Below are 11,920 nucleotides of genomic sequence, written 5' to 3'. Positions count from 1 at the left end.
GGCCCCGTGGATAGGTCGGAACATCACGGCGGGGAAACTCCGTCTGAGCGCTTTGAATCGGCCAAGGTGTCTTTTGTCGTGTCCCAGCCGCCGCCGAGCGCCTTGTAGAGCGCTATCCACTGGCGAAGCTCGGTGACGCGAAGATTGATCAGCGACTGTTGTGCGTCCAAGGCCGTGCGCCGGGCGGTCTCGCGGTCGAGGAGCGCCGCGTTGCCGGCCCGATAAAGTTGGTCGGTGGCCATGAAGCTAGCGTGGTAGCCTTGGGCCGCGAGGTCGGCGTCGGCCTGTCGGCGGCGCGCGACGTCCAGTTGCACCAAGTCTTGCTCGACCTCGAGAACCGCGCTGCGGACGGTCTGGCGATAGGCGGCCAATTGATAGGCATAGCTGGCGCGCGCGGACCTGACGTTGGCGCGACGTTGTCCGCCATCGAAGATCGGCAGGGACAGGGACGGCCCAAACGACCATTGATCAGCGCCCCCGCTCGTCGAGATCGACCCCGACAAGGTCAGGCTGGGATAGCGATTGGCGACGGCTGCGCCGATTTCGGCGTTGCTGGCCGCCAGTTCGCGCTCGCTGGACGCCACATCGGGTCGTTGTCGAACCAGGTCCGCCGGCAGGCTGGTCACATCAAGCGACGCGGGCCTGGGCAGACCGAGGTCGCCGGCAGCCATGCTGGCGCGTAACTGGCTCTCCGGTCGCCCCGTCAGGGACGCGAGGCTCTTGACCAGCAGGTCGCACTGTCCTTCTTGGTCGGTAAGCGAAGATCGGGTGCTCGCCGCCGCGGCGTCCGCCAGGGCCGCGTCGGACGCCGGCGAGAAGCCGGCGTTCGCATTGATCCGCGTCAGGCGCGCGGAGGTCTCTTGCGAAGCCGTTTCCTGGACGAGCACCTGAGCCAATTGCTCACAGCCGCGGTAGCGCACGTAGTCGTCCGCCACTTCCGCGGCCAGAGAGATCCGCGCGTCGTGCCAATCGTCCGCCCGCGCCTGAATGCGCGCTCGGGCGGCCTGGACATTGCGGCGTGTCTTGCCGAACAGATCGAGTTCCCAACTGGCGTCGAGGCTCTCCTGGCTCGTGGTCGCCACGATGTCCTGTCCCGTCGTCAAGACCTGCTTGGACCGCGTTCGCATGGCCGAGGCCGTCGCGCTGGGCAGACCCGCTGCACGCTGAGTACTGAGATTGGCGCGCGCCTGATCAATGCGGGCGAGCGCCTGGTCGAGCGTGGGGCTGTTTTGCTGGGCCTGGGCCTGCAACGCCGTGAGGACGGGGTCGTCGAAGCGCGCCCACCAGTCGGCCAGGGCGGCGTTGGCGTCGCCGTGCGGGGTCGGGGCCGACCACTCAGCCGCCACTTGAGGGTCTGGGCGCTGGTAGTCCGGACCGACCGTACAGGCCGTCGCCAGCAAGGCCAGCGCCGGCGCCAGAACTCGAAATCGATCCAAGAGCCTCTCCGAAGGGTCGGTTCAACAGAGAGTCTGACTTAGGCGATCAGCGTGTTAGGCGGTGCGCGGCGGAAGTAAAGTTGGGAAAAAGTTGTGTTAAGAACTGTAAAGCCAGCGGCGAGCGGTCACCAACCCGGCATAAAGACGTTCTCGTGAACACAGCCCAAACCCCAGCCGCGCCCCGGATTTTGCTCATCGACGACGACGATGAGCTGACCGCCATGCTCTCGGAGTTCCTCGTCTGTGAGGGCTTCGGCGTCGGCACGGCCCACGACGGCCAACAGGGCGAGACCGCCGCCCTGTCGGGCGATTTCGATCTCGTCGTCCTTGACGTCATGCTGCCGCGGCGCTCGGGCATCGAGGTCTTGGGACGGATCCGCCGCGCCAGTACGATCCCGATCCTGCTGCTGACAGCGCGGGGCGACGAGGTGGACCGGATCGCCGGGCTCGATCTGGGCGCGGACGACTACCTTCCCAAGCCGTGTTCCCCAGGCGAGCTCGTTGCGCGCATTCGCGCGATCCTGCGGCGTATCGTGGCGCGTGACGAGCCCGCCGCGACCGCCGTCATCGCCAGCGGCGCCTTGAGGTTGTGGCCGGCCAGCCGCAAGGCTGAATGGGCCGGCGCGCTCCTCGACCTCACCGGGACCGAATACAGCCTTCTTGAGGAACTGGCGCGGCACGCAGGACAGTTGGTCAGCAAGGAGCAGCTGTCGGTCAGTGCTCTGGGCCGGCCGCTGACGGCCTACGATCGCCGTATCGACGTGCACATCAGCAGCATCCGGCAAAAACTCGGTCTGCGTCCCGGTGGCGGCTCGTGGATCCTGAGCGTGCGAGGTCAAGGCTACCAGTTGGTCTGTCCATGATGCCCAGCCGCCTATTCTGGAAATTCTTCCTGGCCTTTTGGCTGGCTTCGATCTGCCTGCTGGTGATCGGCATGGCCCTGCTGTCGGTGCTGCGCAACGGTCCGGCCCAGATGCTCGCCGTCGCCCAAGTCCAAGAGATCGTCGCCGACGTGATCGCCGCCGACGGGCCCGTCGCCGCAGAACCCGTTATGCTGCAACAAGCGCGCCGCAACGGGCGCATGGCCCTGTACGACGCGGAGGGAAAATTCATCGCAGGCGTCGCGGGTGTGGCTCTGGGGTCCACGACCCAGACGGTGTTGGCCCCGGACGGTCGGCGCTATCAGTTAGCGATCGCCGCCCCTCAGTCCAGCTTGGCGCCGCCGCTCCTTGTCAGCGGGTTTGTCAGTGTCCTGTTCAGCGCAGCCCTGGCTTGGTATTTCTCCGTTCCGCTGGCGCATCTGAGCGCGGGTTTTCGCGCGGTCTCGGCCGGCCAGTTGAGCACGCGGTTGGGCGCTCGGGTCGGCGCCCGCCGCGACGAGATCGCCGATCTGGCGCACGAATTCGACGGCATGGCCGCCCAGTTGGAGCAGCTGTGGCTCGCCCAGCAGCGGTTGCTCCACAACATTTCGCACGAACTTCGTTCGCCGCTCGCGCGGCTCCAGGTCGCCGTCGGCCTTCTGCGGCAGTCGCCCGACGGCCGTATGGACATGGTGTCCCGCGTCGAGAGAGAAGCCGATCGTCTGGAAGGCCTGCTGGCCGAAATCTTGACGCTGGCTCGGCTGAAAGCCGGTCATGCCCTGGGTCATGAAGAAAAAATCGACCTGATGGATCTGGTTTCCGCGATCATTGATGACGCCAATTTCGAAGCCCAGACAAAGGCTTGCCGGGTGACTTTCGAGGGTGCGGCGCCGTTTGTGACCTTCGCCAAGGGCGAGGTTCTCTACCGCGCTTTCGAAAACGTCATTCGCAACGCGGTGAAATATTCTCCACCGGGCGAGACGGTGCTTGTCCGCGCCGGCATTGAGCACGACCGGTTGGTGCTCGAAGTCATCGACAAGGGCCCAGGCGTGCCAACCGCGGCCAGGGAGGAGATGTTCGACGCCTTCAAGCGCTTCGATGGCGAGGCTCGAAGGCTCGAAGGTTTCGGCCTGGGTCTGGCGATCGCGCGCGAGGCGGTCCTATGGCACGGCGGCGACATCCGGGCCGAAGACGGTCCGCTTAGCGGCGGTCTGAAGATGGTGGTGACCGTACCTCGCCGCGGCGCGCCGCTCGATACGCCGTGGCCAGCCGGGTAAGCGACGGCGCGTCATCCCGCCCCGCCCCAGCGATCGCGCTCGAGGTTCGTCGCGTCCCTGCCCTGCGCGACCTGTTCAGAACGGCTTCATGCCGGCGCTCGGTCAGGGCGGCCCGCACGGCGTTTGACCCAGGCCCGAGAGGGCGAACGGCAAACCGCGCTCGCCCTCCCCCATGGACTGGAGAACGCCGGTCAATCGCGACAAGCGCGCCTGCTGCCGCACCAAGGCCTCGCTCAACGCGGCGTGTACAGCCTTGGCCTGAGCTTCCGGGGCGTCGCTCAAGGTCAGGAAACCGGCGATGGCCGCCAGCGACAACCCTAAGGCCCTCAGTTCCACGACCGCCTGGAGGCGCTCAAGGGCGGGGGCGTCGTAACCGCGGACATTGCTGACGAGGCGATGCGAGCGGACCAGCCCTTTGTCCTCGTAGTGGCGAAGCGTTCGGCTGCTGACGCCCAGGGCGCGTGCGGCGGCCTGGATATCGACCAGGCCCATCGCGGACCCCTGCCCCAAAGGCTCGCGGCGCATCCCGCCCCGCCGGGCCATGACATCCAAGGGCCCGTCGGCGACGCGCGCAATCGATCTGGACTGCTTGCTCACCGGCGTACGCTCGTCAGCCGCCACGTCCAGTAAAGAGCGTCTTAGGCGCGCGCCCTTCCCAGGGGCGTGGCCGTCTTCCCCCGGACAACTCGCGCACGGCCCCAAAATGGTCGATCGCCAGAACCCGTCCATCGACGATAGCGGTCCCCTCGTTCACCACCCGAACCGACATCGGACGCCGACCGCCCTGCTCGCGCAGCCAGCGGCCTATGCGCCAGAAAAGCGAAGGCGTTTCGACAAGCGGCAAGCCGTCGAACCCTGCCTGGAGGAGCACGAGCGGTTGAGAATCTGGGCTGTTGGCGTTGGGCATCAGGATCGACAGCGTTTCTTTGAGGGGCTGTGGTGAGCCGTTCGCCCTCAAGCGACCGGCCGGGGTTTCGAGGTTCGGGCCTGACGAGCGGCTCGATCGAGCGATCTCGACCCGCCCGCGCCGATGGCGTCCAAAAGCACAGCGCTCGCTTTTCTCCCGCCTAAATGAGGCGAGCGTCACCGGCATAGGATTATAATAAGTACTCATATTATAGATTGAGACGCAAGCCTCGATTGAGCGACACTTGCGCGCCGACCGACAGGTCGCGCCTCAGCCCTGAGCGGCGTGGCGGGCGCAAATGCGCTGGCCGCTTTAAATAAGTATACTAATTATTGACACGCCGAATTCGACTGCTAGGGTCGCGCTGTCGGACGCAAACCGCAGAAAACGAGGTCGGGCGTGGAGAAATCCCGCCGAAGGCCGTCGCGCAGACGCCCGGGTCCGTCCGGGGTCGCCAGCGTCGACCCAAGCCGACCGCAAGCCAAAGTCCCGAGGGAGATCATGCCGCTTAACTTCCCAGATACAATCGACGTTGCGGTGGCGGCGACGGAGTTGGAGAACACGATCGCCGGCGTCGCCGCGCCCACCGGTGAGAAGTTCGCCGTTCAAAACCCGGCGACGGCGACCCTCGCGGGCATGGCGCCGGCCGCCGACGTCGATACGCTCGACCGCGCCGTGGCCGCCGCGCGCGAGGCGTTACCGGCCTGGAGCGCTCTGGACCACCAGGCAAGAGCGGAGATGCTAAAGGCCTATGCTGGCGCCTTGATGGCTCGCGCCAACGACTTGGCCCATGTTCTGACGCTTGAACAAGGCAAGGATCTCAACAGCGCGCGGATGGAAATTTTCGGCACCGCGATCTGGATCGATCAATTCAGCCAGATCGACATCCAGGATCAAGTGATCCGGCCCGGCGTCAGCGGCAGTCTGGTGGTCCGACATCGGCCCGTCGGCGTCGTGGGCGCTATCGCGCCCTGGAATGTACCGGTTTTCCTTGGCCTGATGAAGGTCGCCCAGGCCTTGATCGCGGGCTGCACCGTCGTGCTCAAGCCCTCCCCGTACACGCCGTTGACGACCTTGATCGCCGGAGCCATCGGCCGCGACGTCCTGCCGCCGGGGGTGTTCAACGTCGTGAGCGGCGGCGACGAGCTTGGCAAGGCGATGACCCAGCATCCGGGCATCGACAAGATCAGTTTCACCGGCTCGACCGAGACCGGCAAGCGCGTCGTCGAGAGCGCGTCGCGAACCATGAAGCGCGTGACCCTGGAACTGGGCGGCAACGACGCCGCCATCGTGCTTCCCGACGCCGACCTCGACAAAGTCGCGCCCGGCATCTTCTTCGGCGCGTTCAACAATGCCGGACAGGTCTGCATGGCCATCAAGCGCCTCTACGTCCACGCCGACATCCATGACGATCTCGTGGCGCGCCTGGTGGAGATGGCGCGACACTTCCCGGTGGGCGACGGGTTCGAGCCCGGGGTCGCTATGGGGCCCATTCAGAACGCGGCTCAGTACGAACGCGTGCGCGAACTCGTCGACGAGGCGCGACAGCAGGACGGCGCCAAGGTCGAGGTTGGCGGACAGCCGCTGGAGGGTCCTGGCTTCTTCTATCCGCCGACGATCATCACCGGACTTGCCGAGGATGTCCGACTGGTCCGCGAAGAACAGTTCGGTCCAGCCTTGCCCGTGTTGTCCTGGACCTCGGAGGACGATGTGGTGGCGCGCGCCAATGCGACACGCTACGGGCTGTCCGCATCGATCTGGACCCGAGACCTGGCCAAGGCCGACAATCTGAGCCGCAGGCTAGAGGTCGGCACGGTGTGGGTCAACGCTCATGGTTTGCCTGACCCGGCCGCGCCGTTTGGCGGGATGAAGGAGTCCGGTCTTGGCCGAAGCTTTGGCACGATGGGCGTCGAAGCCTATCTCGAAGCGCAAACCCTCAATATCGAACCGCGACCACCCGGGCCGTAAAACGGCAAGGTTTGAGCTGCCGCGGCGCCTGGAGAACCCAGGCTCCGCGCGGGTCCTCTGACCTGTCGGCTCCGGCGGCGGCGCCCGATCCTTTGCGACCATGGCGAGGTGCAGGCTGACCCGTTTGGCAGCACGACCTCTCCAATCAGATGTCACGCTCGAGGGCCAGCACCAGGCCCCTGATGCATCAGCAGGGATTGGCGTCCGGCCCAGATGGACGCCGAAGACACAACCAACGTCATCAAGGCCACGCACCCCGCACGGCCAAAGGAGCAAGACATGTCCGCAGACGGCAAATGGAAACTGATCGTGACGACTCCGATGGGGCCGCGCGAAGGCGAACTGGACATTACGGTCGCCGGCTCGACCTTCACCGGCGTGGCGCGCGGCGCCATGGGCGAGAATCCGGTCGAGGGTAAGGTGGAAGGCGATCAGCTGTCCTGGACGACCAAGCTCACCGCCCCGATGCCCCTCACGCTCGAATTCGAGGTGACCTTCAGCGGCGACACCGCAACCGGCGAGGTCAAGCTCGGCATGCTGGGCAAGGGCAAGGTGAACGGCTCGCGCCTCTAGCGCGGCTTCCAGCGACTCCCACAAAACTCCCTCCCGTAATGGGAGGGCTTTTTGCCTTCGGCGCTGACGCGGTTAGCCGCGCAATGTCTACAAGGGCTTCCTCGAATCGCGCCGTCGGCGCAGCACGCTCCAGGCCGAACCGCGCCGCCGCCGATGGCCTGTATGGGTGACGCAACCGCCCGCCCCGTCTGATCCGTTGCCCGCGCCTGCGAATGACGCCCGTGATAGCGAGCGACGTCTAGCGCGGCCTATTCGAGCGGTTCGCCCCCCGAACATCGGCATGATGCTCAGGGTCCGCCAAGGCCTGATAGGCCGCGCAAACAACCCGCGGCCGGTTCAAGGTCTGACGGTCGGCGCCCCAGAGGCCTCGCCGACCTCGCCGTGACCCAAAGGCGCCTCCAGCATGGTTCAAGGCCGCCGCCAGGTTTGACCGCGACAGATGACCGACACGCAGCCCTCCACCTTCAGCGTGCCGTCGGACTGCCCGGTGATCTTGCTGGCGTAGGTCTTGCCGGTGCGCGGATCGTAGATCGTCCCGCCAATCCATTGATTGAGGCCATCGGGCCGAAAGTCGATCAACATCAGCGTACCCACGAGCTTGCGTGTCCTCAGGCTCGGGTCGGGGTTGTTCCGATCGGTCCCATCGCCCCGGGCCGCCTGGCTCATCCAAATGATCGTTCCGCATAGCTTTCCAGCCTGATCGCGGCACGCGGCGAGTCGGATCTTGGCGCCGCCCGTCTGGGTCAGCCAATCGCCCTCGATTGGCGCGGCCTGAGCCGAACCGGTGGCGAACACCAGCGCCAGCAGGCCAAGAGCCCAAGCGGGCGCCCCTGAACGTAGCTTTACATTGACCATGTCTTCGCCCTTGCCTCGGCGAAGGATCGGGGCTCGCCCGCCCCCCTCGACCATTTAACCATATTGGTTCAACGCTTGCGAGATTTGGTCTAAATATGGCTTAATTGGGGCGTGCCGTTCTGGCGTGTCGGCGATTGTCGGCGGCGTAGCCCCTCACTTAGACTGACCTCGGCCGTCGCCAATATCGCCTGAATTTAAGCTTTTTCCAGCGGCTAGGGCCTCTGGTACGTCGACATGACGGTCGACGGTCACCGCCGCGACCAAAATGGGTTGCATTGGTTTAAATTGGTGTCATTGGTATTTCATCCGCAAAACCTCGGGCCATCAAGCAGAGGCGCAGGAACGCGGTGAGGAGGTCGGCATGCTCGAAAGCAAACTCATCGTCGCCATTGGCGCTTCGGGTCCCATCGCCCGCCCATTCGTCCAGGGCTTCCTGGACCAGGGCCTGCGGGTGCGGATCCTGGCGCGCCGCCCCGAGGCGGTTTCGCGGATGTACCCCAACGCCGAGGTTGTCCAAGGCAATATGATGGTCGCCGCCGACGTTCGCAGGGCCGCTGAAGGCGCGGACGGGATCTTCCTGATGACGCCCATGGCCTTGCTCAACGACCCGACCAACGAAGTCGAGGCGGCGCGTTTGGTGATCGCCGCGCTCAAGACCGCAAAACCCCGCCACCTGATTTACACCTCGGCGATTGGCGCCGACCGCCCGACCGGCGTTGGCGTGCTCGACGCCAAGTTCCACAACGAAGCCCAGATCCGCGACAGTGGGCTGCCCTACAGCATCCTGCGCTGCGCCTCGTATATGGAGGACCTGTTTGACGTGCGGCTGGACATGCTGCGCAAGGGCCGGTTCCTTCTCCCCGTCCGTCGGAGCCAGGAATTTTGCTACGTCAATCAGAAGGACGTCTCGCGCTTCATCGCCCAGGAACTTCTGCGCAAGGACGTGGTCCTCAATCGGGCGATCGATTTCGTGGCTCCCGGCAGCTATCGGGTGGCCCAGATCGAGCACGCCCTGAGCGCCGCGGCCCGTCGAACGATCAAGGCCACGCCCCGGTTTCCCACCTATCACCTCTACCAGGCGCTGCTGCCGCTCTTTCGCATGCGCCGCCATCGCTTCGCCTCGCTGATCCCGTTGGTCGCGCATTGGGATAAGCACGGCTGCGTGGCGCGCGGTGAAAGCGTAGCCGTCGCCGCACCGGGGTTTCGCATGACCGGACTGGACGAACACCTGCGCGCTCTCTTTCGCGCGACGCCGCGCTGAGCCGGGGAAGTCGAGACCGGGAACCCGGCCAAGAGCGCCCCGCGCGGCCCTGCCCACGACGGCTCTCGCCCCGACAGGTTCGATGGCTGTGATCCCGCCGCCCCCGGCGGTGGTCACGCGCCATCGTTGGCGCCGGATACCCACGAGCCTTGCACCGCCGCGCCCCGCCGCGCGGCGATTTCGCAACCGCCTATAGCGCCGCTGACGGTTCGTATCTGCTGACCGCAACGGCCAATACAAGCCAGCCGATTTGGAGAGAAAAGCATGTTGCAGATCCAAAGACTGTCTCTGGAAGAGGCGCGTGAAGCCCTGGCCGGAGCCCGCGCTCACGCGGCCGCGATCGGCGTTCCGATGTGCATCGCCGTGGTCGACGAGTCGGGCACGCCAATCGCGTTCGAGCGCATGGATGGCGGCAAGGTCCACTCGGTGCAGGTGGCGATCGACAAGGCCTTCACGGCTGCGTCGGCCCGAAAGGCGACGCACGACTATAACGCCGCCTGCGTGCCGGGGAACTTGGTGTTCGGGATCCACACCGCGCTCGGCGGGCGCCTCTGCGTGGTTGGCGGCGGTCTGCCGATCTCGGTCGCCGGCGTTACCGTGGGCGGCATCGGCGTCTCGTCAGGCTCGCCCGAGCAGGACATGGCCTGCGCCGAAGCCGGCCTGCGCCAGCTCCTAACCAGCCTAGCCCTCTAGTCCCTGGCTGAGGCTGAGGCCGACTTATCCTGCGGCGCCTTCAAGGTCGATTCCATGACCGGGTCATCCTGGTCGATCGCCTCGCGCGGCTGATGGCGCTGCTGGGGGTTTGGGACCTGGCTCGGCTGATCGGCGCTTCGTATCCGCCTGCTGCCTGGCTCGCGCCGCCCCGTTCAACCCACCCATCGCGACCAAAATCGAGCGACCCGTCGCATCGCCGGCCTGTTGGACGCCGCGACGGGCTTGGCGATGGGCCGGTAGGGCGATGGGCGATCCGCGCCACGGTGATTGCGACGAAAATGGCTGCGGACGGGCTCAGCCAGGCCCGGTCAAACCAATTTTCTGGATTGGTCATTTCGCCGCCTCCCCACGGTCTGTCAAGACTTTCGAGAGATTTGCCTCTTGAACGAAATCGTCTGCGGCCATATTGGTTGAGCATTGGTCAAATTGGTTGGCGCAGAGCGCCGGCGAGGTTCCGTAAAATGCAATCGCTCGTGACAGATCCGCCCCAGACCATGCGCGCCTGGGTGCTCAAGGAGCCTGGCCAGTTGGAGATGGCCGAAAAGCCCGTGCCACGCCCAGGCCGCGCCGAGGTGCTGGTGCGCATCGACGCGGTGGCGGTCTGCGCCACCGATCTGGAGGTGATCGCCGACGGCCCGCCCGCGCTCATCCAGGGCGGCGCGCCGTTCAACAAGAACTTCACGCCCGGCCACGAGTACATGGGGACCATCGCCGCGCTCGGCGAAGGGGTCGATGACTGGGCGATCGGCGATCGCGTGACCGTCGAGATCCACGCCGGCTGCGGCCGTTGCCGCCGCTGCCGCGAGGGGATGTACACCTCTTGCCTGAACTACGGGGCCAACTACGAGGGGAACGACAAGGGTCATCGCGCCAACGGCTTCACGACCGACGGGGGCTTTGCCCAGTACGCGGTCAACCATGTCAACACCCTGGTGCGCGTACCCGAGACGATGAGCGACGAGGAGGCCGCGCTGGTCGTGACGGCCGGCACGTCGATGTATGGCTTCACCGAACTGGGCGGCCTGATGGCCGGCGATAGCGTCGCCATCCTCGGCCCGGGTCCGATCGGCCTCCTGGCGGCGGCGATCGCCAAGTCGCTCGGCGCGGCCACGGTGATCCTGACGGGCACGCGCCCTGACCGCCTGGCGATCGGCGAGAAGCTGGGCGCCGACGTGACCCTCAACGCCCGCGAGGAGGACGTCGTCGCCGCAGTCCATCGTCTATGTCCTGGCGGGGTGGATTTCGTCCTCGACTGCGCGGGCACCGAAGCCTCGGTGAACGAGGCGATCGGCATGATCAATCGCGGCGGGAAGATCTGCCTGGCGGCGTTCCCGCACGCCCCGGTGGGCGTCGACCTGCCGACCGCCGTGCGCAACAACGTCTACATCTATGGCATCCGCGGCGAGGGAAAGAGCGCCGTGCGGCGGGCCATGGCCTTCATGGCCCAGCGGCGCTTCGACGCCACCCTCATCCACACCCATACCTTCGGCCTCGGCGCGCTGCCCGAAGCGCTCCGCTACGCCCGCGAGCGCGTCGACAACGCGATCAAGGTCGTCGTGCGGCCGCAAGACTGATCGCGCAGGAGATCCTCACCATGAGCGCCCACAAGATCGTCGAGATCGCGCCGCCCGGTCCGCCCGAAGACCCGCTGCGCGACTGGCCGCCGGAGCTGCGCGCAGAGTTCGAGGCCAATCAGTTCAGTGGCGGCGTCGGCAGCGTCCTGGTCTCCGAGACCGAGCGCGTCCGGGTCTGGCACCTGTTCCTGCCGCCTGGCGGCTGGCTGACCTTCCACCGCCATGTGTTGGACTATTTCTGGACCACGACCACGGCCGGCGTGGCGCGCGGCTACTACCAGGACGGCCGGATCATGGACGTTCACCACTATGCCGGCGAGACCCGCCATTTCGAGCACGGCGAAGGCGATTTCTTCGTCCACGCCATCCAGAACGTGGGCGAGACCGACCTGATCTTCGTGACCGTCGAGTTTCTGGACAATGCGGCCAATGGGCCGATCGAGATTCCCGACGCCATGCGCTTGCAGCCCGAGCCGGCGCAGCTCGCCTAGCCCC

General features: G+C 66.1%; 11 protein-coding genes. 8 read left to right on the top strand and 3 right to left on the bottom strand.

Going from position 1 to position 11,920, the window contains the following annotated elements; all coding sequences use genetic code 11:
- Window positions 1-23: 23 nt before the first annotated feature.
- Window positions 24-1,436, bottom strand: a complete 1,413-nt coding sequence (locus tag AC2YHT_RS13315; RefSeq protein WP_487290272.1) for an efflux transporter outer membrane subunit — start codon at window positions 1,434-1,436, stop codon at window positions 24-26.
- Between the two features lie 152 nt (window positions 1,437-1,588).
- Here AC2YHT_RS13315 and AC2YHT_RS13310 point away from each other — a divergent pair, with 152 nt between their 5' ends.
- Together AC2YHT_RS13310 and AC2YHT_RS13305 are read left to right on the top strand one after the other, a co-directional pair.
- Window positions 1,589-2,299: a response regulator gene (locus AC2YHT_RS13310; RefSeq protein ID WP_487290271.1), complete on the top strand. Its 711-nt coding sequence runs from the start codon at window positions 1,589-1,591 to the stop codon at window positions 2,297-2,299.
- The gene (locus tag AC2YHT_RS13305; protein WP_487290270.1) at window positions 2,296-3,573 is read left to right on the top strand and encodes a HAMP domain-containing sensor histidine kinase; all 1,278 of its coding nucleotides are present in this window, start codon (window positions 2,296-2,298) and stop codon (window positions 3,571-3,573) included. The genes AC2YHT_RS13310 and AC2YHT_RS13305 overlap by 4 nt, the downstream gene beginning before the upstream one ends.
- A 102-nt stretch (window positions 3,574-3,675) precedes the next feature.
- On the opposite strand, the gene AC2YHT_RS13300 is transcribed toward AC2YHT_RS13305, so the two are convergent.
- A complete protein-coding gene (locus tag AC2YHT_RS13300) occupies window positions 3,676-4,170 on the bottom strand; it encodes a MerR family transcriptional regulator (RefSeq protein WP_487290269.1) in 495 nt (164 codons plus the stop codon).
- An 811-nt stretch (window positions 4,171-4,981) separates the two neighbouring features.
- Here AC2YHT_RS13300 and AC2YHT_RS13295 point away from each other — a divergent pair.
- Together AC2YHT_RS13295 and AC2YHT_RS13290 are read left to right on the top strand one after the other, a co-directional pair.
- The gene (locus AC2YHT_RS13295) at window positions 4,982-6,448 is read left to right on the top strand and encodes an aldehyde dehydrogenase family protein (RefSeq protein WP_487290268.1); all 1,467 of its coding nucleotides are present in this window, start codon (window positions 4,982-4,984) and stop codon (window positions 6,446-6,448) included.
- Window positions 6,449-6,661: 213 nt separating this feature from the next.
- Window positions 6,662-7,021, top strand: a complete 360-nt coding sequence (locus AC2YHT_RS13290) for a hypothetical protein (protein ID WP_487290267.1) — start codon at window positions 6,662-6,664, stop codon at window positions 7,019-7,021.
- A gap of 408 nt (window positions 7,022-7,429) precedes the next feature.
- Here AC2YHT_RS13290 and AC2YHT_RS13285 read toward each other — a convergent pair whose 3' ends face one another.
- Window positions 7,430-7,876 (bottom strand): DUF2147 domain-containing protein, encoded by a 447-nt coding sequence (locus AC2YHT_RS13285; RefSeq protein ID WP_487290266.1) that lies wholly within the window; start codon window positions 7,874-7,876, stop codon window positions 7,430-7,432.
- Between the two features lie 361 nt (window positions 7,877-8,237).
- Here AC2YHT_RS13285 and AC2YHT_RS13280 point away from each other — a divergent pair, with 361 nt between their 5' ends.
- From AC2YHT_RS13280 to AC2YHT_RS13265, 4 genes are all read left to right on the top strand, one after another.
- On the top strand, window positions 8,238-9,137 hold the full coding sequence (locus tag AC2YHT_RS13280; RefSeq protein WP_487290265.1) for an SDR family oxidoreductase: 900 nt from the start codon (window positions 8,238-8,240) through the stop codon (window positions 9,135-9,137).
- 264 nt (window positions 9,138-9,401) lie between these two features.
- On the top strand, window positions 9,402-9,830 hold the full coding sequence (locus tag AC2YHT_RS13275) for a GlcG/HbpS family heme-binding protein (protein ID WP_487290264.1): 429 nt from the start codon (window positions 9,402-9,404) through the stop codon (window positions 9,828-9,830).
- A gap of 482 nt (window positions 9,831-10,312) precedes the next feature.
- Entirely contained in the window at window positions 10,313-11,425 is a 1,113-nt protein-coding gene (locus AC2YHT_RS13270; RefSeq protein ID WP_487290263.1) for a zinc-dependent alcohol dehydrogenase, read from the top strand.
- A gap of 20 nt (window positions 11,426-11,445) precedes the next feature.
- Complete coding sequence (locus AC2YHT_RS13265) at window positions 11,446-11,916, top strand: cupin domain-containing protein (protein ID WP_487290262.1); 471 nt, start codon at window positions 11,446-11,448, stop codon at window positions 11,914-11,916.
- Window positions 11,917-11,920 lie beyond the last annotated feature (4 nt).

The organism is Caulobacter sp. SRI_008, from assembly GCF_057586355.1.
The sequence above is the reverse complement of the archived record's forward strand: the minus strand, read 5'-3'. Positions and strand labels throughout refer to the sequence as shown.

Coding starts and splice junctions, on each gene's coding strand:
- AC2YHT_RS13305 (WP_487290270.1), top strand. CDS start 2,296: ATGATGCCCAGCCGCCTATTCTGGAAATTCTTCCTGGCCTTTTGGCTG.
- AC2YHT_RS13295 (WP_487290268.1), top strand. CDS start 4,982: ATGCCGCTTAACTTCCCAGATACAATCGACGTTGCGGTGGCGGCGACG.
- AC2YHT_RS13290 (WP_487290267.1), top strand. CDS start 6,662: ATGGACGCCGAAGACACAACCAACGTCATCAAGGCCACGCACCCCGCA.
- AC2YHT_RS13285 (WP_487290266.1), bottom strand. CDS start 7,876: ATGGTCAATGTAAAGCTACGTTCAGGGGCGCCCGCTTGGGCTCTTGGC.
- AC2YHT_RS13280 (WP_487290265.1), top strand. CDS start 8,238: ATGCTCGAAAGCAAACTCATCGTCGCCATTGGCGCTTCGGGTCCCATC.
- AC2YHT_RS13275 (WP_487290264.1), top strand. CDS start 9,402: ATGTTGCAGATCCAAAGACTGTCTCTGGAAGAGGCGCGTGAAGCCCTG.
- AC2YHT_RS13270 (WP_487290263.1), top strand. CDS start 10,313: ATGCAATCGCTCGTGACAGATCCGCCCCAGACCATGCGCGCCTGGGTG.
- AC2YHT_RS13265 (WP_487290262.1), top strand. CDS start 11,446: ATGAGCGCCCACAAGATCGTCGAGATCGCGCCGCCCGGTCCGCCCGAA.